The 24,696-nt window shown below is 44.6% G+C and carries 27 protein-coding genes; 18 read left to right on the plus strand and 9 right to left on the minus strand.

What is annotated here, in order from left to right; genetic code table 11:
- Window positions 1-55 precede the first annotated feature (55 nt).
- On the plus strand, window positions 56-667 hold the full coding sequence (locus ACLVWR_RS15360; RefSeq protein WP_413581490.1) for a glutathione S-transferase family protein: 612 nt from the start codon (window positions 56-58) through the stop codon (window positions 665-667).
- Here the strand turns inward: ACLVWR_RS15360 and ttcA are convergent.
- A complete protein-coding gene (ttcA, locus tag ACLVWR_RS15365; protein WP_413581491.1) occupies window positions 609-1,433 on the minus strand; it encodes a tRNA 2-thiocytidine(32) synthetase TtcA in 825 nt (274 codons plus the stop codon). The genes ACLVWR_RS15360 and ttcA overlap by 59 nt on opposite strands.
- Window positions 1,414-2,472, minus strand: a complete 1,059-nt coding sequence (locus ACLVWR_RS15370) for a mechanosensitive ion channel family protein (RefSeq protein WP_413581492.1) — start codon at window positions 2,470-2,472, stop codon at window positions 1,414-1,416. The genes ttcA and ACLVWR_RS15370 overlap by 20 nt, the downstream gene beginning before the upstream one ends.
- A gap of 114 nt (window positions 2,473-2,586) precedes the next feature.
- Between ACLVWR_RS15370 and ACLVWR_RS15375 the strand changes: the two genes are divergently transcribed.
- The 4 genes from ACLVWR_RS15375 to ACLVWR_RS15390 all read left to right on the plus strand — a co-directional run bounded on the left by ACLVWR_RS15375 (window position 2,587) and on the right by ACLVWR_RS15390 (window position 7,604).
- Window positions 2,587-4,128 (plus strand): hypothetical protein, encoded by a 1,542-nt coding sequence (locus ACLVWR_RS15375; protein WP_413581493.1) that lies wholly within the window; start codon window positions 2,587-2,589, stop codon window positions 4,126-4,128.
- Window positions 4,129-4,250: 122 nt separating this feature from the next.
- Entirely contained in the window at window positions 4,251-4,907 is a 657-nt protein-coding gene (locus tag ACLVWR_RS15380) for a L,D-transpeptidase family protein (RefSeq protein WP_413581494.1), read from the plus strand.
- A gap of 209 nt (window positions 4,908-5,116) precedes the next feature.
- Window positions 5,117-7,003 carry a hypothetical protein gene (locus ACLVWR_RS15385; protein WP_413581495.1) on the plus strand — a complete coding sequence of 629 codons (1,887 nt, stop codon included), beginning with the start codon at window positions 5,117-5,119 and terminating at the stop codon, window positions 7,001-7,003.
- Window positions 7,004-7,079: 76 nt separating this feature from the next.
- A complete protein-coding gene (locus ACLVWR_RS15390; RefSeq protein ID WP_413581496.1) occupies window positions 7,080-7,604 on the plus strand; it encodes an RDD family protein in 525 nt (174 codons plus the stop codon).
- On the opposite strand, the gene ACLVWR_RS15395 is transcribed toward ACLVWR_RS15390, so the two are convergent.
- From ACLVWR_RS15395 to ACLVWR_RS15405, 3 genes are all read right to left on the minus strand, one after another.
- Window positions 7,587-8,729, minus strand: coding sequence for an RNA methyltransferase (locus tag ACLVWR_RS15395; RefSeq protein WP_413581497.1), 1,143 nt, complete (start codon window positions 8,727-8,729; stop codon window positions 7,587-7,589). The two genes, ACLVWR_RS15390 and ACLVWR_RS15395, sit on opposite strands and share 18 nt — an antisense overlap.
- Window positions 8,726-9,358: a hypothetical protein gene (locus tag ACLVWR_RS15400; RefSeq protein ID WP_413581498.1), complete on the minus strand. Its 633-nt coding sequence runs from the start codon at window positions 9,356-9,358 to the stop codon at window positions 8,726-8,728. Before ACLVWR_RS15400 ends, ACLVWR_RS15395 begins: the two co-directional genes overlap by 4 nt.
- A gap of 175 nt (window positions 9,359-9,533) precedes the next feature.
- On the minus strand, window positions 9,534-10,235 hold the full coding sequence (locus tag ACLVWR_RS15405) for a hypothetical protein (protein ID WP_413581499.1): 702 nt from the start codon (window positions 10,233-10,235) through the stop codon (window positions 9,534-9,536).
- A 165-nt stretch (window positions 10,236-10,400) separates the two neighbouring features.
- Here ACLVWR_RS15405 and ACLVWR_RS15410 point away from each other — a divergent pair, with 165 nt between their 5' ends.
- The 10 genes from ACLVWR_RS15410 to ACLVWR_RS15455 all read left to right on the plus strand — a co-directional run bounded on the left by ACLVWR_RS15410 (window position 10,401) and on the right by ACLVWR_RS15455 (window position 17,311).
- Window positions 10,401-10,799 (plus strand): hypothetical protein, encoded by a 399-nt coding sequence (locus ACLVWR_RS15410; RefSeq protein WP_413581500.1) that lies wholly within the window; start codon window positions 10,401-10,403, stop codon window positions 10,797-10,799.
- A gap of 44 nt (window positions 10,800-10,843) precedes the next feature.
- A complete protein-coding gene (locus ACLVWR_RS15415) occupies window positions 10,844-11,701 on the plus strand; it encodes an alpha/beta hydrolase-fold protein (protein WP_413581501.1) in 858 nt (285 codons plus the stop codon).
- Window positions 11,698-12,015 carry a KH domain-containing protein gene (locus ACLVWR_RS15420; protein WP_340597442.1) on the plus strand — a complete coding sequence of 106 codons (318 nt, stop codon included), beginning with the start codon at window positions 11,698-11,700 and terminating at the stop codon, window positions 12,013-12,015. Before ACLVWR_RS15415 ends, ACLVWR_RS15420 begins: the two co-directional genes overlap by 4 nt.
- 9 nt (window positions 12,016-12,024) lie before the next feature.
- A complete protein-coding gene (locus ACLVWR_RS15425; protein ID WP_413581502.1) occupies window positions 12,025-12,969 on the plus strand; it encodes a hypothetical protein in 945 nt (314 codons plus the stop codon).
- A 7-nt stretch (window positions 12,970-12,976) separates the two neighbouring features.
- A complete protein-coding gene (locus ACLVWR_RS15430; RefSeq protein WP_413581503.1) occupies window positions 12,977-13,741 on the plus strand; it encodes a tetratricopeptide repeat protein in 765 nt (254 codons plus the stop codon).
- Window positions 13,742-13,855: 114 nt separating this feature from the next.
- Window positions 13,856-14,329, plus strand: a complete 474-nt coding sequence (locus ACLVWR_RS15435) for a hypothetical protein (RefSeq protein WP_413581504.1) — start codon at window positions 13,856-13,858, stop codon at window positions 14,327-14,329.
- 11 nt (window positions 14,330-14,340) lie between these two features.
- Window positions 14,341-14,535 carry a hypothetical protein gene (locus ACLVWR_RS15440; protein ID WP_413581505.1) on the plus strand — a complete coding sequence of 65 codons (195 nt, stop codon included), beginning with the start codon at window positions 14,341-14,343 and terminating at the stop codon, window positions 14,533-14,535.
- Window positions 14,536-14,679: 144 nt separating this feature from the next.
- The gene (locus ACLVWR_RS15445; RefSeq protein WP_413581506.1) at window positions 14,680-15,501 is read left to right on the plus strand and encodes a TIGR02147 family protein; all 822 of its coding nucleotides are present in this window, start codon (window positions 14,680-14,682) and stop codon (window positions 15,499-15,501) included.
- Entirely contained in the window at window positions 15,498-16,490 is a 993-nt protein-coding gene (locus ACLVWR_RS15450) for a hypothetical protein (protein ID WP_413581507.1), read from the plus strand. Before ACLVWR_RS15445 ends, ACLVWR_RS15450 begins: the two co-directional genes overlap by 4 nt.
- A gap of 206 nt (window positions 16,491-16,696) precedes the next feature.
- Window positions 16,697-17,311, plus strand: a complete 615-nt coding sequence (locus ACLVWR_RS15455) for a substrate-binding periplasmic protein (RefSeq protein WP_413581508.1) — start codon at window positions 16,697-16,699, stop codon at window positions 17,309-17,311.
- Between the two features lie 16 nt (window positions 17,312-17,327).
- Here ACLVWR_RS15455 and ACLVWR_RS15460 read toward each other — a convergent pair whose 3' ends face one another.
- Together ACLVWR_RS15460 and ACLVWR_RS15465 are read right to left on the minus strand one after the other, a co-directional pair.
- Window positions 17,328-18,092, minus strand: a complete 765-nt coding sequence (locus ACLVWR_RS15460) for a CPBP family intramembrane glutamic endopeptidase (RefSeq protein ID WP_413581509.1) — start codon at window positions 18,090-18,092, stop codon at window positions 17,328-17,330.
- A 50-nt stretch (window positions 18,093-18,142) separates the two neighbouring features.
- Entirely contained in the window at window positions 18,143-18,739 is a 597-nt protein-coding gene (locus ACLVWR_RS15465) for a septation protein IspZ (protein ID WP_413581510.1), read from the minus strand.
- Window positions 18,740-19,042: 303 nt separating this feature from the next.
- Here ACLVWR_RS15465 and ACLVWR_RS15470 point away from each other — a divergent pair, with 303 nt between their 5' ends.
- Together ACLVWR_RS15470 and ACLVWR_RS15475 are read left to right on the plus strand one after the other, a co-directional pair.
- On the plus strand, window positions 19,043-19,831 hold the full coding sequence (locus ACLVWR_RS15470) for an NADAR family protein (RefSeq protein WP_413581511.1): 789 nt from the start codon (window positions 19,043-19,045) through the stop codon (window positions 19,829-19,831).
- A gap of 2 nt (window positions 19,832-19,833) precedes the next feature.
- Window positions 19,834-21,015: an aminotransferase class V-fold PLP-dependent enzyme gene (locus ACLVWR_RS15475; RefSeq protein ID WP_413581512.1), complete on the plus strand. Its 1,182-nt coding sequence runs from the start codon at window positions 19,834-19,836 to the stop codon at window positions 21,013-21,015.
- Between the two features lie 3 nt (window positions 21,016-21,018).
- On the opposite strand, the gene ACLVWR_RS15480 is transcribed toward ACLVWR_RS15475, so the two are convergent.
- The gene (locus ACLVWR_RS15480) at window positions 21,019-21,762 is read right to left on the minus strand and encodes a substrate-binding periplasmic protein (protein ID WP_413581513.1); all 744 of its coding nucleotides are present in this window, start codon (window positions 21,760-21,762) and stop codon (window positions 21,019-21,021) included.
- Window positions 21,763-22,017: 255 nt separating this feature from the next.
- Between ACLVWR_RS15480 and ACLVWR_RS15485 the strand changes: the two genes are divergently transcribed.
- Window positions 22,018-24,333, plus strand: coding sequence for a Fic family protein (locus ACLVWR_RS15485; RefSeq protein ID WP_413581514.1), 2,316 nt, complete (start codon window positions 22,018-22,020; stop codon window positions 24,331-24,333).
- Here the strand turns inward: ACLVWR_RS15485 and ACLVWR_RS15490 are convergent.
- Window positions 24,311-24,691, minus strand: coding sequence for a hypothetical protein (locus ACLVWR_RS15490; protein ID WP_413581515.1), 381 nt, complete (start codon window positions 24,689-24,691; stop codon window positions 24,311-24,313). The genes ACLVWR_RS15485 and ACLVWR_RS15490 overlap by 23 nt on opposite strands.
- Between the last annotated feature and the right edge of the window lie 5 nt (window positions 24,692-24,696).

Here is a 24,696-nt window from a genome sequence, read left to right on the forward strand (position 1 = left end):
AACGTATTGTTGCTTTTGAGGGTCATTGGATATTCAATTTACGGCGGAGGTTGTGATGATCGATTTTTATACTGCTGCTACCCCTAATGGTCGTAAAGTCGCTATTATGCTTGAGGAATTGGGTATTCCCTATACCAAGCACATGGTTGATTTAAAGTCGGGTCAGCAGAAGACTCCGGAGTTTTTGGCCATGAATCCCAATGGTCGTATTCCAGTCATTGTCGATCACACCGCTGATGGGGATTTGCCGGTGTTTGAAAGTGCCGCGATTCTTTATTATCTCGCAGAGAAATATAACGGGAAATTCTTTGGATCTGATTTGAAAGAACGCACCTCTGCTATGCAGTGGGTGATGTTTCAAATGTCAGGCGTCGGTCCCAATTTCGGGAATCTGTACTACGGAAAAAACTCGATGACCCCGCACAATCCGGGATTCATCGAGCGCTTTGAAAAAGAAAGTCGCCGCATTATAAGTGTTTTGGAATTGGCCTTGGAAAAGTCAGATTACCTGGCTGGGGCCCATTATACGATCGCCGATATGACGACCTACCCATGGATCGCAGCGAAGCTGCAGATGGCCCCAGAGATGTTTTCAGAGGCCCCTAGGGTTAAGCAGTGGGCTCAGAAGGTTTCGGAGCGTCCGGCTGTTCAGAAAGCAATGGCTTAAGACCTTTAAAATCCCATAAATCGTGGTCCATCATCTGGCTTGGCTTCACATTGCCCATGGCTGTTTGGATGGACGAGTAGATATTGGGAATTTCTTTTTCCAGATCGCGCACCAGTTTCTTGATGCGCACGCGTTTCAGACCATCTTGGGAGCCGCACAGGTTGCACGGAATCACCGGGAATGCCCACGCAGCTGCTAATTCTTCGATATCGCGTTCAGAAACATAAGCCAGGGGGCGGAGTAAAATATTGCGCCCATCATCCGAGCGCAGCTTTGCCGGCATTGCAGCTGTTTGGCCCGTATAAAACATATTTAAAAGTGCAGTATGAACAACGTCATCACGGTGATGGCCCAGGGCCATTTTCGTAAAACCTAATTCATGGGCATAGTCATATAAAATTCCACGGCGAAGTCGGGAACACAAAGAGCAATAAGTGGCCCCTTTGGATTTCTCTTTCACGATTGAATAGGTGTCTTTTTCGATGACGTGAAGCTTAACCCCTAAAGATTCAATCCAGACTTTAAAGTTTGTCGCATCAAAGCCTGGTTGTTTTTGATCCAGAATGGCGGCTTCCACATGAAACTGACGTTCAGAACGTTTTTGAATTTGGGTCAAAAGCGCAAGTAAAACGCTTGAATCCTTGCCGCCAGAAACGCAAACCATCAGCTTATCGCCGTCTTCAATCATGTTGAAATCATTCAAAGCCTGAACGATTTGTTTGCGGATTTTAATAGCTAGTGGGTGCTCAAAGTTTACTGGTGACATCGGAGTCATTTTTAGACGAAATCTCAACGACTTGTCGAGCTAATTTAATGCCCGCTGACGTCAGGTCCGCTATACCCCGCGTATAAACCTTATCGCCGATGCTGTATTGGGAGCTGTAGTGGTCAATAAAGTAAATAATTTTCAGTTCCACCCAGTTTTCATTGGCATCAGACACATAAGCCCATGGCGCCGGGATGCCGCGAACTTCGCCGATTCCAGCCACGATTTTTTCCAGGATCTGTTTTGCCAGCTCCACATTTTCGCCATAGGCCAGACGGAAGATCTGACGGCGCAGAATCGGGTTGTCAGGCGGGGAGAAGTTGGAAATCTGCGCATTGGCCATGAAGCGATTTGAAAAGGTGATGATCTCATCAGAAAAACCCACCAGCGTTGTGGATCTCCAGGAAATTTCTTTTACCTGACCTGTGGCTTTTTGAATACCGCTGGTGATTTCCAACCAGTCTCCGATTTCAAAATTGCGATCCAGCTGCAAAGAAATCCCGGCAAAAAGATTTCCCAAGGTGTCCTGAAGTGCAAGACCCAGAATCACGGATGCCGCGGCCGAAGTTGCAAGCAAAGGTCCCAACTCCAAACCGAAGATTCTGTTGATGCCCCAAAACAACAGGACGATGGACATTAGCAGTGAAAAAATATTTACAAGTAGCAATGGAACACCATGCTTCATGGATCCCAGAAAAAGGTATTGCAATACCATCAAGCGAGTTGTTTTTACGAAAACGATATTGGCCCAGATAAAGGTCAATAATGCAAAGTACGGCGTGAAGCGATTGAAGCTGGCCAGTTGGGCTTCAGAACTTTGCATGAAGATAAATAAAACAAACAAGAAGCTTAGAATAACGAAGTGACGAATCAAAATACGGAAATGATTGCGAATACTTTTGTGACGCTCTTCACTTACTTCTTTTAAAAAGAATTTATAAAACAGCCAGGAGATTGCGAGTAAACATCCAATCAGAATGTAACCTTCAAGTTGAAGAATGTCGTACAGTACCTGAATTTTGATGAACTTCTCTGCCATGCTGATTCCTCAATCGTTAACCATGAGTATAGTGACTATTTTTTAGTCTAGTCGAGCGAAAATTTTTTGCCGAAAACGGTTAGGCAGCTGCGTCGTTAAACCGATAAGTTTCCCATGAGAAACTTGGTATTATCCTTAAGCGCATCCGTTTTTTTAGCTGCTTGTGGGCAACAACTTCCTGTTGCTATTGATGATATGGCATCTCAGACCGTTTCAGACATTGCTTGTAAAAATCAAAAGCTGGAAGAAAAACTCTACGACGGTTTAAAAAGTTATTTAATTGAGCAAAAAACGATTCCCACGGCGGAAGAGTTGAAATCTGCGATGAAAATCCACGTGCAAAAGCTGGCTCAGGAAAACCCTCGCATGACTTCAGCACAAGCCGAGCGGGTCCAAAAAGATCTGGATGGCTTGGTGGATTCACTCTTAGCGGAAGCACCGCAAGGTGAGCGTGTGGAAAACTCTGACCAATTACTGATTTTACTTTCAGCCATTGATGTGGGTGATCGCTCCACAACCTTCCGTTCATACATGCAGGATCGTGTTCGTGCCAATTTCACTCAGCTTTCAACTACGGTAAAGTCCATGGAATTGGAATGTCCTGAAGATTCAGGTTCCAACTCCACAGCGGGCACTGAAACGGAAACAGAAGAGCCTTCCACGCCCGAAGTGGTGGTTAATTCCGACTTTGAATACCATAAAAAACAAGCGGTGGCGGCAGGAGTGCCATTGGCTGTATTCGGAGAGCGTTGGGCTTTGGCGACCGCTTATCAGTCCTGCAACAGTGTTAAGATTCCCGCGTTGGATGACAGTGTCAGCGATATTCAGGGGATTTCCATTACAGGAAAACATTCTGATGGCGTCGGCAATAAACGTATGATCGCGAGTCTTGCAAAAGTTCAAGCCACTCATCCGTATATTAAAGAAGAATCCAATTATCCATCCAGCTGCTTTAATGTACGCCAGAATCCGCTGATCTATGATTACGGTGGCAAACCCTACGCGACGACAGCCACAACATCACCGATCAATTTCTTTAAAAACAGCGGCAGTGGTACCAGCGTTTTGGGTATCGACTGCTCGGCCTATGTTTATTCCTCCATGGCGACGGTGGGTTTGCGAGTCAAGGAAGGGCGGGCGCTGAAGGGGTCTGACTCCTGGGCCTGGGGTTCCACGGCTTTTGTGGAGCCTACTAAGAATGGTCTGACTTGCCTGAATAAAATCTCTGTCACGCCGGATATGAGTTTGAAAGCTGGGGATATCGTGGCTGTTCCAGGACACGTGTTGCTGGTGGATAAAGTGGGTGCTGATCCATTTGGTATTGCCAATGCCAGAACCACAAGTGATTGCAGTAAAATCACTTCTGAAAGTTTCGATTTTTCAGTGGCACAAAGTTCACCAAGTAAAGAAGGTGTCGGCATCAATCACTCCGTTGCCAAAGACTATCTTCCAACCAGCGAAAAGATGAAGGCGGGACTTGAGAAATACGCATATTATGCGTGCCTGGCTAAAATCAACTCCAAGTCCTACACACCAAATCTGGGAACATTGTCGGTGGTTCGTCATAAGGGCACGACAGCTTGCATGGATAAGCGGGTTTCGCTGTCTCAAGAAAGCTGCATCCAATCCTGTTCCTCTAGTGTATTTACCCAATAATTCCTTGAAAAAAGGACATGGCTTCCCGGGGGCTCCAACGCATGGGCCCCTTTTTAATTATAAAAGAGAAATATCCGAAGCAATTCTTTGTTTTAGGTTCTGGCTGAGCTATAACGACCCCCATGAAAACACTGTCTATCTTGGTATCTTTGATTATCGTGGGTTCGGGAAGTTTGGCATTCTCTAAATCGGCTTCTTATTGCGACGATATCACTCGTCTGGATCAGTTGCCTCGTTTGAATTCTGAACAATTTAAGAACTTTTTTATCGATGGCACAAAGGTCGACCGCATCGTTATCTCCAAAGATCGCAAGAAGCTTTATGCTTTGCGATCGGATGTGGTTTTGAAGTCCTATGATGTGGCTTTTGGTGGCGCACCATTCGGTCACAAACAGTTTGAGGGCGACAACAAGACACCAGAGGGAACTTACCTTATTGATTCCAAAAACCCTGAGAGTCTTTACTACCGTGGGTTGCATATTAATTATCCCAACAAGGCCGATCGCGCCTATGCAAAATCCAAAGGGAGGTCTGCTGGCGGGGATATTATGATTCACGGTTTCCCTAATGACCCGACTAAAAACGCTTTGGTTACCGCAGTTCATCCATTCTACAATTGGACCCAGGGCTGTATTGCCATGACGAATCTCGAAATTGAACAGTTATATATGATGACGGGTAAGGGAACGACGGTGGAGATCTGTAAAATGAGCGCCCCTCCACAATACCCAACCCCTCCGCCAGAGACTCCACTTCCACCGGATGAAGTGGAACATTAAAAAAATCGAAGAAGGCTCCCTCTTGAGGGGGCTTTTTTTATGTCAAAAATAGTCCAGTCCGTGAAGGAATCCTTCGAGAATTTGAGGAAATCCCATAACATAATACAAAGCGTGTTTAGCATAAAATCGAGGACTTTAGTCGGTAAGCCTAGGTTCTTGTTAAGTATTTACCGTGATGTACCGAAAAGAACCACAACTATGAGGTCGTTATGAGATTGAAATTGAAGCCGATGTCAGCCATCAAAACACTTGCAGCGAGCTTGTCTGTATTTACATTTTGTATAGCTCCCGTTGCACAAGGTGCAGCAGCGGCCAATCAAAAGCAATTGGTTAACCAGTTTTTGAAAGAGACGAAAATCTCCACTCAAAAACAAACTGTCGGTCAATTCTGGCAACGTGTTCGTCACGTATTCCCGAAACAATCGCAAAGCCAATTGGATCAATGGGTTCGTCTTAATGGTAATGAACCAATGCCAAAGGTTGATGCGACCAGCTTTAAAGGTCCTGATGGTCAGGAACAGATTCGCCTGAACTTGTTGATGAATGACGGCAAGACCATGACTTTGACCTTCACAGGTGATGAAGATCGATTTGTAAAAATCAATTCTGTGTATTTGTCTGAAAAAGACGTTCGCAAATATAAGAACCTAGATCATCTTGTGGCTAAGCTTTCAAAAGATCCAATGATCAAAAAGTCATTGCAGGTTCCGGTTGAAAAAACTGTGAAGACTTCAAAATTCACAACGCAAAAAAGATTCTTGAAAGGTCGCGAGATCGCGAAACTTCCAACTCTTCGTGCGCAAGTGGATTACATGCTTCGTATGAGAGCGGCTTCCGAGGCTGCAGACAAAGTTTTCACTTCCGGTGGTAAAAAAGGCGCTATGAATGAGATCCTGAATTATGAGGATCCGACACAGTATGTATGGGGTTTGATGATCCCGGAAGCAAACGCAGCGACGGGCCCGTGTGTGGCTTCAGGTTGGATTGCATCTTATCACCAAAACTCATGTGCTCGTGCCTCTTTGGGGCGTGATACTTTGATTGCGGAATCGCGCAAGCTTCCATTTAATGACACGATCAAAGCAAAAGTTGAGAGCTGTGCAAACTCTGGTGGTTTGCCATGTAATCCGATGATCTTTGGCTTCGAAGACAATAACGGTACACCACACTGTATTAAGCAGTCTGTTAAGACGGCAACCTATCAGTGTAACGAGAGAGCTCCGTTGACGACGGCGGGTAAAGAAAAAATCATTCAATCCATCGTGGCAGCAAAAGGCAAAGATGGTTCACTTTGTAAATTGAATGGGGAATCAACAGTTTCACAAGCCTGCTTGGATGGTCTTGATAACTATACAGATGGTTTAAGACAGCACTACTCTAATGCTGCTGACTTCTGTACAAGTGGTTCTGTAAAAACTCCGGAAGATAAAGACTCTTGGGTGACTCGCTCTGATATCAAAGGTGACCAGGCTCAAGCTTGTAATGCTTTGAGAGATCGTTACTTCGGTTTGGCTGCCCTGGTTGATCAAGGTCCTCCAATCACGATCGCTCCTCCGCCAATCAAAGAAGACAATTGTGCGAAACAGGTTGCTGGCACTAAGATGAATGCCGGTGGCGAGTGTGTTTGTGAATCCACGAATGCTCCCCCAACTGATTCAGGCGACAGTGATCACCCTAAAGTGTGTGCGGCTGCGGTCGGCGCTGCTGGTGCAGGTGAAAAAGTAGCGAAAGAAGAAGAATGTTCTGAGTGGAGCTGGTGTAAGAAGAAAGGCCTTTATATCGGTCTGGGTGTTGGTTTAACACTTCTTCTTGCAGGTCTTCTGTTGTTGAAAAAAGACAAGAAGAAGAAACAAAAAGATCCTGTATACGAGACTCCAGTAGAAACTCCGGTACCAACGCCTTCACCGACAGCAACGGCGACGACTCCGGGCACTGTGATTGAAACTCCAGAGCCGAATCCGGTGGATCCAACGTGTGATTCTCCGAATACTCTGGTCAACGGAGTCTGTACTCCACCGACGATCGTACTTCCGGAACCTCCTCCTTCTGAAGGCGGAACGACCGAAGGAACTGTGATCAACGGCGGCGTTCGCTAGAAGTCACATGACTTTTAATCACGAAATCGAAAAACAAGAAAATCCACAGCGGGCTCCTCGGAAACGAGAAGCCCCTGTGCCTTTAAGGGGTCCGTCGAAAGATGTTTTTAAGTCCTCCAAGGATTTGGGTTTTGTCGGCACGGGATTTCAAGGCGGGCCCTTACGCAAGCGCAAAGGTTATCGCCTGGCTTTGTGGTCACTGCTGGCTTCATTTGTGGATTTCCTGGTTTTAATTGCTATCAGCTGCGCTTTCCTGATTGTGTTTTCATTGTTGATGAAAACCTCTGCGGGGTCGGTGTTAAAGCTGCTCTTTCATTCTGATTCTCAACTTTTACTCATCGCTGAAATCTTTGCTTTAAGTAGCGGACTTTATCTGATCGCCATGCGCGCATTCATGGGTTCCAGCATCGGGGAATGGGCTTGTAATATCCGATTGGGTCAGCCCCATGAACGCTTGGAATCCCGCTACATTCTGCGAGTCTTTGTGCGCACGTCTTTAATTGTTCTTACGGGTGTGGTCGTTCTGCCGGCCTTGTCATTGATTCTGGGTGGCGACCTGACGGGTAAGCTTTGCGGGCTTCGCCTATTTTCTTTGAAGTAAACTTAAAACTTCGTAGTGGTTGGTCTGTGGGAATTGATCCACGATCGCTATTTCCGTTAATTCATAGCCATAAGACTGCAGGCGCTGCATGTCCTTGGCCATCGACTCTGGAAAGCACGACATATAGATAAAAAACGGCGGCCTTTGTTGTGGCTGCAATGATTCCAAAGGGTTTAAAAATCCCATCAAGCCTGAACGGGGCGGATTCGCCAAGACCCCATCGAATTGAGAGAAATCCTGCAGGATCTTCTTTTGAAAATCACCACGATAGATTGTTAATTTCGCAGCGTGATCTTTCAAATTGGAGGGTAACATAAGAACTGTTTTCTCAAGTCCCTCCAAAGAAAGTGCATCGATTTCACAAGCCAAAACAGTTTTCGCTGTTGCAAGTGCTGGTATCGTCAGATTGCCAATGCCAGAGCCGAATTCAATGATTCTGGCGTCGGGAAATTGGCCCACCCATGTGGAGATCTTATCAGCGATCAGAGTGTTTGCTTTAAGGCTTGGTTGGGTGAAACTTGCGATGTGGCAGTAAAGAGGCACTGGAACTTCCTGAATCCACGTCGTAAACCAAGTATTTAGCTCGGGATCTTTAAGTTTAAACTCATTGCCGGTCCACACGGGAACTTTGCGGCGCTGACCGATTTCAACAAAGGCATGTTCTAATAATGACTTAAGAATCAACTGTTCATCCAAAAGAGCTTTGATGTCGATATTGGCAAAATCCAGCCACGCACCTCGTTTGCCATCAGGACCGACACGCAAGCGGATGGATCCCTTGGTGAAGGGCCATTTGATTTTGCGAAACTCGGTGTACCATTTTTGCAGTTCTGGCGAAAGCTGGGCACACACTTCAATATCCACGATCTCCCGGGAGTTTTTGCCATAGAGCCCCAGTCGGCCCTCTTGCAGGCTGAAATCCAGGCGGTCCCGTAAGTAAGCTGCACCGGCTGACATAAAGTCGATCTGGGAAGGCGTATGGATGCCATGTTCTTTTAAAAGCTGACTCAGTTCACTGGTTTTTTTCTTTATCTGATAACCATAGGGAATATCCAGCAACTGGCAGCCAGAGCAGGTCTTTTCATACGGGCATGGAATTAGAGTTTGTGGATCTGTGGCTATCATTTAGAACGGGGACCGGGCTCCATTTTGTATACGCAGCTGGCAGCATCTTTAACAACGCCATCTTCATAGTGTAAGTCGCGCTCAGTATACCCCAAGGTCACGTGCGGGAAAAACAATTCCGCTTTAAATTCACCAGATTTCCCACCTTTACGGATATAAAGCTCCTCAATTGCTTTGCGGATCTTGAAAAGGGCTTCAGACTCCACCACCACGAAATACGTGCTTTCCTCTTTTCCATTCAGATTCACGCGACCTTGTCCCAGACATAGGGGGTGATATGGGCTTTTTTGCAGCTGCATGTTTTCAGCAAGGGAATGGATATCCTGCATCTTCAGGCGGCGGCTAAGAACTTTGTCAAATTCAACCGGCGTCACAACTGTGATGTGGGATTCGCCGCGACTTTTTAGTGGGGTTTTTAGCAAAGTCTGCAGCTGTTTCAGGATCGGCTGGTAGCCATCATGGCTAAGATTGTACGCCAGATAGTTTTTAAAAGGTCCATCGCCCGTATGTGGGATGAAAGGGGCTGGGGTGTAGATCTCATCCGTATAGGTCATCTCAGGAATTTGATTCGTCATCGTCGTACATGAACTTAATAACAACATGCTGGTAATCCATTGAAATGCGCGCACAAAACCTCCTGCAATTTCAAGCCTATAGGTTTTTACCGTCTAAAGAACCTTCGAATTTACTTGAGGTGCAGTCTGGGTCTTAAGAAACCACATGAAGATTTAGTCGTAGATTACGCAGGGGAGTCCAGAAAAATCAGAAGGGGAGTGGTTGGACTCCCCTTCTGATTTTGATTTATTAAAGTGTCGGGAATTTCAATTTCGAGCATTTGCTCTTTAAGAACTTTGCCAGATTCTTATCAGTGTACTTCACGTAAGGATCCATATCTTCAGTATAACTAAAGATATCCCCGATGCTGATGGCACAGGTTCTGCCGGTTTCATCTGTGAAAGTACCTTTTGCGCGAGGATTGCTGGTGGGTGCTGCCCCCATTTTAAATCCGGCATCGAAAACCAGACCTTTATATTTTTTGATTTCCACGCCCCCGCCATTTGTTTTTGAAATTTCGGCAGCGACTTGGGTGACGGCCTTGTTTGATCCCTTCAATTCAGCTGTTTCATAGTCGAAGTAATATTCATCACCCGTTGTGGAGGTCACCACAAGCTGACGTTGCTCCTCGTTCCATGTGAATGTCGGGTACTTGGAACGACGTGGGAAGAAATAAAACTCACGAGCCCCTGTCGTTTCGGAAATGGGACCGGATCCGAAGGAATTGAAAACCATTAGATTGCCATCGGCTGCAAAAAGGTAATTACGATAAAACATTGTGTTTAGTTTGTAGTTGCCAACAGAAAGGAAGCAATTGCCTTTATCTGTAGGACGAACCTGGACTTGGATGGATCCACCGCGCTCAACAAGATCCGGGCAGGTTTGGCTGTCCTGAAAATGGTTGGAAGCAAAAACCGGGGTCGCAAATAGGAGCGAAAGCAAAAGTTGCATAAAAACCTCACTGAGTTCCTTAAGCAAACATCAGCGCAAAGAAGCTGTCAGTAACGGAAACGCAGCGGCAAAATATTTCTTCAACAAAACTTTAACCAATTCTGGACTCGATGTTCATTAACCTTTCGTGGTTTTATAGGAGTCTCCCATCGAGAGGGTTTGCCGATGTCTTCATTTTCCGACGAATTTAAAAAGTATCAAAAACAGGAACGCCGCCTGACTGGAGCTATCGTTTTGGTCTCGGTTCTGGCTCCGGTTTCTTTTACTTTATTGCTGGAAAGAAAATTTCATTGGGCCGTATGTGGATCAACAGCATTTGCGTTTTTAGTTTCAGCAGTGGCGTTACATATCTATCGCTCGCATGTTTCGCAAAAGCTGCTGAAGAAGTACGAGACTCTGGATGTGGGGTCTGTCCTTGCGAAAAAGATTTCACCAAAGAACCCAAGTCGTTTTGTGATCACCAACACTGGGTACAATCATTTTTACCTGCGCTGCCTGAATACGGGTGAGCAAACTCTCGTGTCTAAACACAGAGTTCGTGAAGATTTCGACATTGCAAATTGATTTCAAGAATCTCATAGAGGAGCCTATCCGAAATGGAGGCAACCGTGAGAGGACTTGCGCTAATTGTGGCGTTGTTTTCGCTATTTTCCCTAAGGACATCATTTGCGGGTGTCCTGGAAGCCCATTGCTCTTCTAAAGTATTCAGCGGCACTAATGTAAAATTTTGTGTTAACAATGTTGATCGCAGTCGCAATCAGGACATCGTTTATTTCTTTCACGGAATTTCTGCGACAGAAAAATCCTGGTTCAATAAGAATGACACCAGATCCATTGCGCGGAAATGGATGAGCGACGGTTACGAACCCACGGTGGTCACGATATCCTTTGGTCGTGTGTGGATGATGGTTGAAAATCAAAAGCACCAGTATTTATCACTATTTCGCGATCAGATTTTACCCTATTTAGAAGATCAGCTGGGCGGTCTTCGCCAAGGCCGGCGAATGTTGATCGGTCAATCTATGGGTGGCTTTAATGCGGTTCAAGCCAGCTTGCGACTTCCGGGCTATTTTGAGCGGGTCGTTTTGCTTTGTCCTGCCGTCACCGTTGTTGGCCCTTATTCCACCCCTCAGGAAATCCGTGATTATATCAAGCGCACCCGGGCAGAAACTCTGCTGGTGGATTCTTTGATTGGAATTTCCAGACAGTACATCAGCGATGCCAACGATTGGGATGTTCATAGTGCTTTGAAACTTCCGGAGCGATACCCGATAGGAATGTTGAAGCCTTCTTATTATGTTTCAACGGGTCGGGGAGACAATTTCGGATTTCAAGAAGGATCACAGCTTTTCGTAAACATAGCACAACAATTGGGATTCCAGGCGCACTCAGCTCCGGTCCATGGCTTTCACTGCAGTTTTGACCGCCACGGGGTTTCTGATTTTATTAGAGGAGTTTCACCATGAATGATTTTGAGCCCTACAAAGGTTTCAAGGATGAAAATCGCATCAAGGGCGATGACGTCAATGCGGATGAATATCGCGAGGAGATTCGCGTTTTAATTGAAAAAATGGTGCGTTTTCTGGTGGATCAGCCAGACACCGTCACCGTCACAACCTATGTAGGTCCCAAGACCACGGTGTACCGGGTGAATTGCGCTAAGGACAACCTGGGACAGGTTATTGGAGCCCAAGGTAAAACCATCATGGGCCTTCGTGCCGTGGTGCATGCGATGACAGCTCGAAACGGAATTCGCTCGATTGTGGAGATTCCGGTATAGGCGGGATTGATGACGAAAAACTCGTTGTTTATTTTGGTGGTCCTGATTGTTGTCGGATTTGGTATTTGGTTTACCAAGTTCGGCAAGGAACTAAAGAAAACACAGGCGCTCGTAACTGAATCCAAGGATGATACCGAAAAACTAATCAAGAGGCGGACCGCGGCAGTCGCAGATCCGTCTCAAGCCAATGCACCGGAAAATGCACTTAAAAAGACTCAGCTGCAACAAGAGGTGCAGGCTCTTTCTGAGCAGCTCCTTCAGGAGAATCAAAAGCTCGATACCCAAAAGCAATACCTTGATCAATTACGACAGCGAAGTAATCCCGATCGTATTGAGCTCAATTATAGAAATCAGGTCAGTCAGGCCTACCAGGAAATCCAATCTTTAAATGAAACCCTTAATAACGACCAGATGACTCAAGGCGGGCTGCAGCAGGAGATCCAACAGGCCCTCAGTGCGCAGAGTGTGTCCCTGCGCTATTACTCCGAGCAAATGGATCAAAACATTTTACAACAGGAAAGCCTGGTTAAGAAGACCCAGGAGGATCTGGAATATTGGAAGTCGAATTACAACTACCTGAATCTGCGGGATCAAAAAGTTCAGGAGATCCAGTCGGTGCTTGATGAACAGCTACAGGCTCTGCAGGACATGAAAGTTCAAAAACTTCAATTGGCAGCGCAAGCCCTGGAGCAGGCACAGCAAATGCAGCAACAGGCCCGACAGGCGGCCAGTGATAATTCAGCGGCGCGAGAGGAGATTCAGGAAGAGATCAGTTCCCTGCGCGAGGACATCCAACGTTTGGAGTACTCCTATCGGCAAAATCGTCTTACCCAAATGTCGGCGCAATCTCAAGTGCAACAGGCTGAAAGAAATTTACAAGGTCAGGAAGACGTGATTCGATCTATACGTGACCTGTTGCAGGAAAAACAAAATCAGTTAGAGAAACTTCAGTAAGGTTTGTATGGAAATATTCAAAAATAAAAAAGCCCTGGCGATCCTGATTGTATTAGTCATCCTTATCGTTGTGTTTGTTATTTTCTATCCCAAGAAGACAGACACTGATATTGAGGCTGGAGGTGAGGTCGGGGAGATGAAGCCTCCCGTTATTCCGGAAAACATGCTCAATCGCGTGCAACTATCCACAGGAACGGATCAGGTAAAGCTTTTGGATGCTCCCAAACCGGAAGCCAAAGTCCTGGAGTTGAATGCCGGCAACTTTGAAAGCATGGTTTCAAGATGTTTTCAGGGCGAAGCTTGTGTATTAACCGATGACCCTGTGAAAATGTATCAGGACTTTAAGTCGGCCGGAAACGCGCGCGCCAACGACAACCTTATTTCCTTTTTAAGATCCAAGCTTAGAAATCCGGAATTTAAAGATAAATACAAAGATGTTGTGCTAAATATGATTGCGGACTTCTATCCTCAGGAAGAACAGAAGTTTCAAGAAGCCGCATATTACAACTATCTGGGGGATTTAAATAAATCTCTGGATTTGTATTTGGACCTGGAAGAAAAATCGAAACATAATCCTGGGCTCAAAAAAGCGCCCGCACTGAATATCGCCAACACCTACTATGACTTACGCAAATACGCTGAAGCCCAACCTTACTATGAGCAAGCTCTGGCGGAACTGACTTCGGGGGCGCCAGTGCCTCAACCGGACCCCACAGCCTTTGTTGAAGAGCGCATTTCCGAGATCAAGGCGCGCCTTTATCACTACCAATAACTTCCCTGTGGGCCCGCGAAAAACGGCCCCTGTCGATAGTTTTGAGCCCTTTAAGAGCATGAGGGCCTTCATATTTAATCTCAAGGCGGTCTGGATTTCGCAAGATATGCCCTGATGGATTTCGTACGTAAACTGTTTAAAAATTCACTTATTGCCGCCTTCGTCCTGACTGTCCTTGCAGTTGTGGATGCAGCCGCATCCCCGAATCTTGCCTGTACGAGTGTTTTTGAGCAAAAGACTGCCCCAATCTCATCCCTGTTCCTGAATGAAAAGATCGACCATCAACTGATCGATTCCGTGATCATTGAGACTATTGAAGGTCAGGGAAACATCACCAGTCGCTACACTGTCAATCAGACCGAAGCATTGGCTATGGGGGAGCGATGGATGGGGGATGGCTATAAGCAAATTGGCAAAGCCGGCAGCGGCGTTTTTGTCAGTGCCGATGGCAAACGGCGTTTTCGCATTGATAACAATTCCGTAATTGGCAACCATGCCCCGGGGAAGCCCCACGTCCATCTGGAGCTGGTTAACCCCATCACTCAGGTTGTAATCTCAAATAATCATATTATTCTAGCCATAAACTGATTGGAGATTCCATGGATGAATCTGATTTTGAAGGCACGGAAGTTTTAGAGCAAATTGCAGCCATCGGAAAGCTGGATGATTTTTTCGAAGCTATTGATTCAGATGATTTTAGCCGGGCCGTCTCTTTGATGAAAAAGGCCCAGATTGATTCTGAAACGATAGAAATCGTCGTTAGAAAAATGAAAGAAGCTGATGGCAGGCACTAATTTAGCGGTATTTGGGAACTATTTATAAGGTTTCAGAGAGTATACACCCCTTTGGGGGGAGTCTATTTTGTTTTCAGTAAGTAATGGTTACCTCTGGGCACCACTGGTGTGGACATCCTGAATTGCCTCTACTATAAAGCTCTCATGATTTCGCCTTTAGAATACCAGGACTATCAAACTTTCCTTAAAGACCTATTTGCCAGCAAGGTCGCGCATCGCAACCTGAGCCTGCGCAGCTTCGCGCGCATAGCTGGCATCAGCCACTCTTACTTGTCGCGGGTGATGAACTCACAAAAGACTCTTTCAATCGGTGCTGCCAGCAAGATCAGTCAGATCCTGGATATGTCCCCTGAAGAAGAAGCTCATTTGATGCGTTTGGTGGCCCGGGATCAGTTACATGAAAGCTCGCGCAGTGGTCAGCAGCTGCGCGCACGTATTCTAAAGGTTCAGCGCAATACCAAATCCGTGATTTCCCAGGATAGCTTTAAGGCTGTGGCCGAGTGGCATCACTTTGCAATTTTGGCGCTGTTAAACACTAAAGACTTCAAGGGAACTGGGAAATGGATCGGGGAGCGATTGGGAATCCCCCATGAAATTGCCAAGGAATCCTTTCACCGTCTGATCAAGCTTGGTTTTATCGTCAAAGAAAACGGCAAGTACGCCGTTATGAACGATGGTGATATCCAGACTCCCCATGATATCCCTTCCCAGGCTGTTCGCGAAAACCATCGCCAGCAGAACTATCTGGCGGGGCTGGCCCTTTCCGCACAACCGACTGAGGAAATCGAATTTCAAAATGCCTCGATTCCGATTTTAAGAGCCGATATTCCAAAGGCAAAAAAACGTCTGCGCCTTTTTATGGATCAATTCATTCGCGATATCGAAAAAAATCCTGGCGAAGAAGTTTATCAAATCAATCTGCAGTTTTTCTCTTTGACCAAAAATCCTACCAAGGGACTTTTATGAAATCGTTATTGATTCTTTTTGCGACATTTTTGGCGACAACTGCTTGGGCGGCTCCGCGGGTAAATAACGGCGGTGGCGGTTGGGCTTGCAGAAACTCGAATACTGGTGAAGTCATTTGGATTAAAGCAGCTGATTTGACCAAGGTTGAATTCTACAGCCCCGGCAAATTGACAGAGAAAGCCGGCAACGCCTGGGATTTGTTGCAGGAACAGCATAACTACATCAACAGAGTCTTGCCACGACTTGCCTCCATCATGAAAACCAATCCTTTGGATCTAAGATTCAAAATGCGCGGTGTGGATTATCCATTGAGTTACATTCCTGATGCTGAACTTCGGTACAAACCACCGGTTTCAAGTTGTCCCGGCGGTGTTGTTTCTTACGTCCAGTTGGCAGATGCGACGGACGGGGACGTGACATACTCAAATCGAGTCTGGAATTTGCCCGTGTTTTCGTCGTTTCAAAAATCCGCTATCATGTTGCATGAGCAAATGTACTTTGCTCTTCGTAAGACCTATGGTGATGGCAGTTCTTACAGAACGCGCCAAATTATTGGTTTGATGTACTCGGGTCTTTCTGATTTTGAATTGAATCGTCAGGTCAATGAAGTGTTAGAAAACACAGCAAGAAAGCAACAAGGGATATTCGGCTTTATAAATGGGCCTGCGTTATTCAACGTTCAGGTGACTTGTACGTTAAGTATTAATGACGATTACACTTACAGCTGGACACCGGATTTGGAAGTGCCGGAATTCTATATGGTGATTCACGGATTTAAATTCTTTGTGGATATCAATACAGTAGATGGCAGTCCGGTGCGTTTGCAGATCAAAGACATGCAGAGCAAATTAAGTGCGATTTCTGAAATCCCGGAAACAATTCCGATGTTTAATTCCATGAAACGCGTTCAGCTTTTATTGAAAGGTGAGTCCACAAAAGCCCGTCTTGGTTGCGAATCAAAAAGCCACCTTGATTCAGACCCGTTATAAAAGTTGCGAACAGGACAAATCTAACCAATACTTCTGAAATGCTGTATGTCTGGTTGGTTTGTCTTATTTTTCTGTTCCATTCTCCTACCTTTGGCGCCGACGTTTTTAAAATATCTGGTCACCCCGAATTTCCACCATTGATGTTTAAGTCGGGTGATCAAATAGCCGGTGTTTTTCCTGATATAATTAATGAATCTTTACGGAAATTGAATATTCCAACGCAAACCATTTATGTTGGACCTTGGCCTCGAGTGCAAAGTATTGCTGAAAAAGGCGAGATCGATGGCATTGTCGGAATCTACAAAAATGTAAATCGCGAAAAATACCTGGATTTTATTTTGGTTCCATTGATCAAAAACAAAGCCGTCGTTTACGTTAAAAAAGGCGATCCGTTTCAATTCAAATCATGGGATTCGCTGAAAGGCAGAACCCTGGGGATACTGATTGGTGATCGCTATATGGAACGTTTTGAACTGTTTTTAAGTTCTCATAGAAAAGAAATAAAAGTTGAACGCATCAAAACGATTCGACAGCTATTTCTGATGTTGGCGTCAGGTAGAATCGATACCGTGATCTATAGTAATTTCGTGGGAGATCTGGTTATTAAAGAAGCTGGACTCGCGGATAAGATCGAAATGCTTCAACCGGAAGTTTATTCGGCAGAATTTTTCTTTGCAATTTCAAGAAAGAGTTCATTCATAAAAGATAGATCCAACATAGAGAAACAGTTGAAAGCTACGATTGCAAAGAACCATATCGAATCCCTGGTGAAAAAGAACGCCGAAGAATATCTGAAAATTCGTGGCGGTAAGGCCCCGTGAATTTTCCTGATCCGCTTTAACGAGTCATTAAAATAATTGAAAACATTATCGCATCAGCCATGGCGTGGGTTAACCAGGCCAATGAAAACGATTTGAATATCCTGTACTGAATTGCAATGGCAGCTCCCCACAGGGCTGTTAGTAAGACCCCCATCCAGCCTTGTGGAAATGCATTCGAGAAATGTAAAAAGCCAAACAATACAGCCTGAAGCCCAACAACATACCAAACAGGTGAGTGGGTGTGAGTGTTATTTTGTATGAATCCCCGATAAAAAATCTCTTCACGCAATCCATTAACCAAAGCGATGGCTAAAACAAGAATTGGCAAACTCCACATTGGCACGTTCAAAACTGGCCACATATTGGAAACTTCAGGATGGGCATTGTAGTACCAATACAATATGGCTATGGAAGGAATATTAATGATAAATACTGATGCAAGTTCCCAGCGTGAAAAAGAAAATGACCATTTCAAACGATCGACGGGCTTCTTAAGAACGTATTTTAAAAATATAAAACCAATCAACGTCGTCAAAAAGAAATCAACCGGCCATGCCAAGTAACGTTCATCGAAAATCGTTAGAAACCTAAAGAATGAAAAGCAAATCCCAATAGTTAAAAACAGATAAAAATGTTGCCGCAAAGGTTTGATTAAGATTTTAGCGATTAAAATACCAATCCAAGCCCAAAAAGCCGTACTGAAATCACGCTCCACAAAGTATAGAAACGATAAAAGCAAATAACTCATTAGAGAGAACAGATAAGTAAGCTGATTTTGCATTCGAAAACCTTATTAGGTAAAAAATTGAATTTGGCAGGGGATAGGGGAAACTACTCCCCTCTTGTTGAAGGCATCCATTTCAGCTTTAACAGTAAATTCCAAATTTTCTGACTGAACCCAATGGTGACTGCCAGTAAAATATAAAAGCTGCCAGTTCCAAAAATCATTCTGAAGATAAATGAAACTTCTATTGATGAATTCAACGCGATCCAGAAGTAGATCAAGGCTTTCGCGACAAAATAGATCAGCCAAAACAAAGTAATCAATCTAAAGAAGAATGTTTTATCTGGAGACGGTTCAGTAGAAACTCGCCCTTGTTGTTCAGAGACTTCTTCCACCAAAGACTTCGGCCTAAACAATGAAGCTCCAAAATAGGCTCCCATTAAGAGACTTAGTATTCCAGATTCGTATTTGAAGAACTCATTATTTGTCGAAAGCAGATCTACCAGTCCAAATCCACAGATCAATACGAAGGAAATAATCATAAACGAATTAAAATGGCGCTTTTTAAGTTTCAAAAGAATGATTTGAACCACAGAAAAAACCAAGGCTGCGGCAATAGCAGGTTTCAACCCATAAAAATGCTGGGTGATTTGAAACAAGATAATAGAGCCAAAGTTTTCTAGTACCCAATTAATGATCTTCATGGAGAAGTAATCTATTTTATTGAATAGATCGAAGCAAAAGTTGATGAATTAGTCCTATAAATTAACGCAGGAAGAGGCTTATAAATACTTCTGATAAGTTATATTATGTAACATTGAGTTAGGGTGTGTATTTGAATTGAGGCTGATTTAGCCGTTTAAAAGCTATAGATTTGATTTGGGATATCTTTGCTTTAATAGCCCGCTTCATTGATTCTTTCAGATTTGTCTTCTGAATCAAGGCTCTGTTAGGCTTTCCCCCAATGTTCTAGACCTGTTTGTTTGGGTCCTTTATTGGGAGTTTCTATGGTTAAGGCTGCCTTTTCGTTAATTCTTGCTCTTTTTGCTGGGTTTATCCTGGCTGCCTGCACACTTAAAAATGAAACCCCAAAGAACCCCGAAAATACCCCCCTTAATGAGACTCAAAAACCTGATAATTCATGGCAATCCGGCTATCCGGCACATTGGTGGAAACCGGTTCCTAAAAAGGATGGAAAAACCTGGGAAATATTGCCTCAAGATGCAGGCTTTATGGAGGTTGTTTTAAGCAAACGAAATGAGCTGGGTATTTTGTCGAATTTCTCTGAAGCATCCTTTGTATTCCATGGGGTTTGTTATCCCACGGTCGAAGCTTTCTGGCAGATGATGAAATATCCTGAAGGCCAAAATGATCCGCGCTGGGCTTGGGCTAAAAACTGGAAATATACGCGTGAGCAAGTGTCTCAATTCAATGGATATGCAGCAAAATCTGCAGGAAATTATGCAAACTTCTTGATGGATAAAAACGATGCGAATTGGGTGACCTTTGAAGGCAAAGTCATTCCATTTGCAACCAAAGAACCCCAGGAACATTATCAATTAATCTGGGATGTATTAATTGAAAAGATCCGTCAAAACCCAGAGGTTTTAAAAACTCTAATGGCCACCAAGGATCTAAAACTGATCCCAGACCATGGTATATCTGACAAAGCACCTCGTGAATGGCACTATAATTTGCTATGGATGGATATTCGTAAACTCATTCAAGAAAACCAGTTAAATCTTGAAACTCAGGAAGATCTTTCTTTGAAAACCTGCAAAGGTTTGAATAAGTAATTATGTTTCATAGTTTTGCAGGTGAGTTTGAGAAATACAAAGGCACCCGCTTTATTAATTTAAACAACGGAACCCTGGGACTTTGTCCTTCCAGCGTTATCGATCATCAAAAGGCCGAATTAGAACGTTTTGAAATGAACACATCACTGAGCCTTGGTGATTCATGGGCGCGTTTATGGGCTGTTCAGGAGCATTTGGGAGCGTTCTTAAATGCGGATGCTTCAGATGTTTTTCTAAGACCCAATGTCACCCTCGCTTTAAATGAAATAATCATGGGGCTTAGACTCCCCGTCGAATCTGAAATTCTGACGACGACCTTTGAGTACGGTGCCGTCGTGAATATCTTGAAGTATAAGGCTCAACAAGACGACCTTTCGCTGCGTTTTATCCAGCCAGATGAATTATATCAGGACATTTCAACTGCTGAAGTCGTAAGGGCTCTTACAAATAATTTTACTGATAAAACCAAAGTCTTTGCTATCAGCCATATATTCACAGGCAATGGCATTGAAGTTCCACTTAAAGAGCTGGCGATAGAGTGCCGTAAAAAAGGTGTTTTATTGGTGGTTGATGGAGCTCACGCACCAGGTATTCTGAATTTGGATTTTAAATCTGATCTTCAGGATGTCGATTACTATGCTGGTAATCTACATAAATGGTTTATGGGTCCCAAAGGGACTGCTTTTGGCTGGGTGAATCCAATTCATCAGGATAAAACTTATCCTTTGTATGGTTCCTGGACGACGGAATTCAATACGCCACTTGTGATGCAAAAGTATACCCAAAATCCCTTTGCGGAACGTATGCTTTGGTCTCATTCCCAGAGTTTTTCGTCTTACTATGGATTGGAAGCTTGTTTCAATTTTTGGCAAAAGCATGGGAAAGAAAATATTTTCTCCCAGATTTCATTGCGTATGAAGTATCTGGAAGATGGCTTGCGCGCCAAAGGCCTGAAGCCGTTGAAATCAACTTCATCTGAAGTCCCAGCCCGACTTCTTTGTTATAAGATATCTGATTTTAAGAGCATCGAATTTGAGGGGCTTATGGTGAAAGGATCAAATCCTTTGTTGCAAGTGGGTCTGCCTAAAGTTCCAGGTTTTCCTGTTATCAGGCTTACGCCCCATATTCACAATACGCAGCAGGAATTAGATTCCGCGATTCAAACTCTCACAAAATCCATTTAGTATCTACTCGATGTAAGTTCCGCCGTATTTATCAAAGAAGGACTTCATTTTTCCGGATGCTTTAAGTTCGACAACGGCTTTATCCAGATCTTTCTTTTTAACGCTGCTTTGGCGGCCGATAGAACAGAGAATTGGATATTCCTGCAAAGAGAAAGCTTCGCGATTTTTACTGATCGTCGGATGCAACATGCGGAAGTAATCCAGAAAAATCTGATCGGTGACCAGGTATTGGATACGACCATTTAAAAGTTTTTTTAAATTCGCCTCTTCACTGACATTGTCTTCACGCTTCATTTTTCCGGACTCAAAATATGGATCCAGCAAAGGATACACATACTGTAGAATTGTACCGATAGTCTGCCCTTCAAAGCCGTTCAGCTTTTTGGGAAGGGGTGTTGGCCCGACAATAATCTCGCGCTTAATAAACAAGGTTTTCGAGAATTCAAGAAAGTCTCTGTTAGCATCCCAGATCTTGCTGGTGTAGCAAAGCAGATCCACTTTCCCGCTTAAAAGATAACCATCCAGACGATACCTGGTGACAACACTATAACTCGCCTTTCGACCCAGTTTTTCTGCGATCGCATTGGTATAATCGACAATCAAACCTTCCATTTTGCCATTTTTTTCCATCAACAAAGGCGGCGCTAGTCCGGCTGGAATTGCCACGCGTAGGTCACTCAGACCTGCACCAAAGGCAGCTTGATTCGCAGAGAAAAGAAAAAAATAGATCAAAAGAGAGAGTTTCATTCTTGAGTAAGATTGTATGGGACTTCAAACGTAAGCTCTAGGCATAACGCAAGATGTTCCAAATTACAGGCGAACCTTTGTGAAAACTGGAGGTTTGCTATTTGTATACAAACTGCACAGCTGCAGACGCAAATTGCCTCTTTCTCAAAATGAGACGGGGAGACGACTCACACTCCCCGTTCAGGTCTTTTATAGTGCTTAATGCCTAGCACAGGGCTTGCTTTTAGATTCTATAAGACAACGAGGAGTCTATGTATGTCTATGCATAATCTGTTTAAATTTGTCCTGTCACTGGTACTTGCTATCAGCTTCATGAGCCCGGCCCAAGCCGCACTCATGTGCGAACAGGTCTTTACGGATCATTTGGTCAAAGCCCGCGGCACTGAATTCGGTCTACGCTCTGATGCCAAACAAGTTGAAACTCCTCGCGAGCTTTTGGAGTTTGCCGGAACCAAGGCCAAACTTTGGGCCACACTTAAAAAGATTCCTGCAGAACGCAGAGCTCAGGTAGAGCATCTATTAGCTGCTGTCGAGTTCTTTGATTACACACATACAGCCAAAGAGATTTTGCCGAACTTCCTGGATGGTACCAATAAGGTTTTGGATTTTTCCAAAATGTACGATCGTTGGGGTGAATCCACAGAGGCCGCTCCATACAAAGGCTTCTTAAATGCTCGTGATAACTATTTAAGAAAAGAAAAACCACCAATTACAGCGGACCTTTTACCTGAAATCCACAAACGCATCATGGAAAATGGAGTTGAAGGAATCGCACCCGCTCAACTCGGTGTTTGGCGCAATGGTCACTGGATGGGTAACGTTGCCGGTGACTTCATGATGATCCCCAAAGAAGTTACAGTTGTCGAATCGAACCCCTATCTAGCTTGGCAACAAACCGGCACAACGAAGAAAGACTTGAATGTTGGTCTTTGGGAGCAAATCAGAATCTGGGGTTCTCAAAAAGACATGGCTATTGGCGGTGGTACAATCACGCTGATCAGTGGTCGCATTCACTACCCTTTCGTAACTACACCAAAACAGGAAACATTGGATCTAATCAAGGATACACATCCTGAGGTATATGCAAAAATCCTGGAATATCGCAAAGAAAAAAGACCTTCGTATGACACCCAGGCCACGCCGGAGTTGGAACAAGCTTTCACCAAGGCCCTGGTTGAAAATCGTTTTGCGAAATTCAATGCCGAGCGCGCAGCTTTGGGTGACATCAAAATCGGAGTTAACGAACAACAATACATTGATATCGTAGCGGATTTCCAACGTGACCTGGTTGCGATTCATCCTGTTCTGAACGGTAACGGTCGTACAACCCGCTTATTCATGAATTACCTTCTGACTAAAGAGGGCTTGCCTCCAGTTCGTCTGGTGGATCCATTCCTGGATGTACAGGTCTCACAAAAAGAATGGCGTGAATACGTTCATAAAGGTGTCGTAAACAACGCAAAACTACAGGCAGACATCATGTATCGCCTGGAAAATGGAATGACGATCGAGCATTCTCCGGAGCTTCTGTATCCGGGCTTGCCAGAGATGGTCAATATCTCCTTGAAACAGCAGGGCAAGACCAAAGAAGTTAAAAACTACGTCCAAGCCAAGGTTGATGCTGAGCAATTCAATGCTTTCCTGAAAACTTTGTATCAAGCTCATCCGGAACTGAAACAGGAAATCCTGAATGATCGCCTGCGCACAATGTCCCGTATCGCAGACATGTTTGTGGAATACTATAGCTCGAAAACCATCCGCTACATCCATGATAAAGATGGTGAACGCGAGATTGGTTTGCGCCTGATTGACCCTGATTTTGTTGCAGCCTTTGGTAAAAACAAATCCAACTCGAAGTACTTGTGGGATGCTAAAATCGATCGCTGGTACGACAAGGAAATGCTGGTTTGGCGCGGCCTTTCTAACAGAAATCGAGAGCTGACTCGTCAAGACCTGTTGGAATACTTCAGAACTCCAAAATCGCACCTGGTTTCAAACAGTGTTCTTAGAGCTGTCCAGGCAGGAAAGCCTTTGGTTGAAGCTATTAAAGATGACTTTGTACTGTTCAACAAAGAGACCATCACTGGTGAAATGGTTGACATGGCGATTGATCACCACAGAAGCGGTCCTAAGTACGGAGTCTCTTACGGTTACTCCACATCCAAGCGTGAAGTGGTCGGTAAAGCCTTCGCCATGGGCGCCATGGTTGTTGGTAAGTACGGTGAACACACGGATCCAAAACTTCAGGCGATGCTAAAATCCCGCATTAACGTGGCTTCATACCGCGCCATTAAAGATGTGGATTTGGGCAGATTGAAAGCCTTTGACCCGAATTTCTCGTACAAGTACGGTCGTCAGGCTGAAGTTATGGGTATTGGTGGTACGGATCCAGATGCTGTCATGTTGATCCAACGCCTGGATGCGAAAGGTAATGTAACTGAGACACTACTAAGAAATACCGACAAGCCATTTGAAGTAATGGTTATTGAGGGCCGCTACGTACCTGGTGAAGGTCCGCTTCCAAAAGAGCGAATTAAAGAGCGCCTGACTATTCAGCCAGCCACTCCTTAAATCCTGCTTTTTGCGCGACTGCAAGGTCCTTACGATCGATTTCGTAGACATTGCAGTTGCCCGTAGGACTGCCGCAAACCTGAATTCGCATCATCCCATCATTTTGATTTTTTGTAGAATAGACCTGGATAGCACCCAGGTCTTTTTGCATTTCAGCGATCGCGATTTTTTTACCCTGACCGCATTGCAAAGAACCATCTGGTTTAAAGACTTTCACTCGGTCTGTTGTATTACTGGATGCCACTGCAGCTCCTGTTGCCTCAGCTTGAGATGTTTTCTTTTTCTCCCCACGGCAATCACCGTGAGAACAAGCAGCCAAAATTAGTACTGGAATAAGTGCCGTAATTAATTTTTTCATCTCAT

This window comes from Bdellovibrio sp. HCB288 (assembly GCF_047305935.1).
Lineage (GTDB): Bacteria > Bdellovibrionota > Bdellovibrionia > Bdellovibrionales > Bdellovibrionaceae > Bdellovibrio.

Coding starts and splice junctions, on each gene's coding strand:
- ACLVWR_RS15445 (WP_413581506.1), top strand. CDS start 14,680: ATGATTTCGCCTTTAGAATACCAGGACTATCAAACTTTCCTTAAAGAC.
- ACLVWR_RS15460 (WP_413581509.1), bottom strand. CDS start 18,092: ATGCAAAATCAGCTTACTTATCTGTTCTCTCTAATGAGTTATTTGCTT.
- ACLVWR_RS15425 (WP_413581502.1), top strand. CDS start 12,025: ATGACGAAAAACTCGTTGTTTATTTTGGTGGTCCTGATTGTTGTCGGA.
- ACLVWR_RS15385 (WP_413581495.1), top strand. CDS start 5,117: ATGAGATTGAAATTGAAGCCGATGTCAGCCATCAAAACACTTGCAGCG.
- ACLVWR_RS15435 (WP_413581504.1), top strand. CDS start 13,856: ATGGATTTCGTACGTAAACTGTTTAAAAATTCACTTATTGCCGCCTTC.
- ACLVWR_RS15490 (WP_413581515.1), bottom strand. CDS start 24,691: ATGAAAAAATTAATTACGGCACTTATTCCAGTACTAATTTTGGCTGCT.
- ACLVWR_RS15370 (WP_413581492.1), bottom strand. CDS start 2,472: ATGGCAGAGAAGTTCATCAAAATTCAGGTACTGTACGACATTCTTCAA.
- ACLVWR_RS15450 (WP_413581507.1), top strand. CDS start 15,498: ATGAAATCGTTATTGATTCTTTTTGCGACATTTTTGGCGACAACTGCT.
- ttcA (WP_413581491.1), bottom strand. CDS start 1,433: ATGTCACCAGTAAACTTTGAGCACCCACTAGCTATTAAAATCCGCAAA.
- ACLVWR_RS15430 (WP_413581503.1), top strand. CDS start 12,977: ATGGAAATATTCAAAAATAAAAAAGCCCTGGCGATCCTGATTGTATTA.
- ACLVWR_RS15440 (WP_413581505.1), top strand. CDS start 14,341: ATGGATGAATCTGATTTTGAAGGCACGGAAGTTTTAGAGCAAATTGCA.
- ACLVWR_RS15360 (WP_413581490.1), top strand. CDS start 56: ATGATCGATTTTTATACTGCTGCTACCCCTAATGGTCGTAAAGTCGCT.
- ACLVWR_RS15420 (WP_340597442.1), top strand. CDS start 11,698: ATGAATGATTTTGAGCCCTACAAAGGTTTCAAGGATGAAAATCGCATC.
- ACLVWR_RS15465 (WP_413581510.1), bottom strand. CDS start 18,739: ATGAAGATCATTAATTGGGTACTAGAAAACTTTGGCTCTATTATCTTG.
- ACLVWR_RS15375 (WP_413581493.1), top strand. CDS start 2,587: ATGAGAAACTTGGTATTATCCTTAAGCGCATCCGTTTTTTTAGCTGCT.
- ACLVWR_RS15395 (WP_413581497.1), bottom strand. CDS start 8,729: ATGATAGCCACAGATCCACAAACTCTAATTCCATGCCCGTATGAAAAG.
- ACLVWR_RS15475 (WP_413581512.1), top strand. CDS start 19,834: ATGTTTCATAGTTTTGCAGGTGAGTTTGAGAAATACAAAGGCACCCGC.
- ACLVWR_RS15470 (WP_413581511.1), top strand. CDS start 19,043: ATGGTTAAGGCTGCCTTTTCGTTAATTCTTGCTCTTTTTGCTGGGTTT.
- ACLVWR_RS15480 (WP_413581513.1), bottom strand. CDS start 21,762: ATGAAACTCTCTCTTTTGATCTATTTTTTTCTTTTCTCTGCGAATCAA.
- ACLVWR_RS15485 (WP_413581514.1), top strand. CDS start 22,018: ATGTCTATGCATAATCTGTTTAAATTTGTCCTGTCACTGGTACTTGCT.
- ACLVWR_RS15405 (WP_413581499.1), bottom strand. CDS start 10,235: ATGCAACTTTTGCTTTCGCTCCTATTTGCGACCCCGGTTTTTGCTTCC.
- ACLVWR_RS15380 (WP_413581494.1), top strand. CDS start 4,251: ATGAAAACACTGTCTATCTTGGTATCTTTGATTATCGTGGGTTCGGGA.
- ACLVWR_RS15410 (WP_413581500.1), top strand. CDS start 10,401: ATGTCTTCATTTTCCGACGAATTTAAAAAGTATCAAAAACAGGAACGC.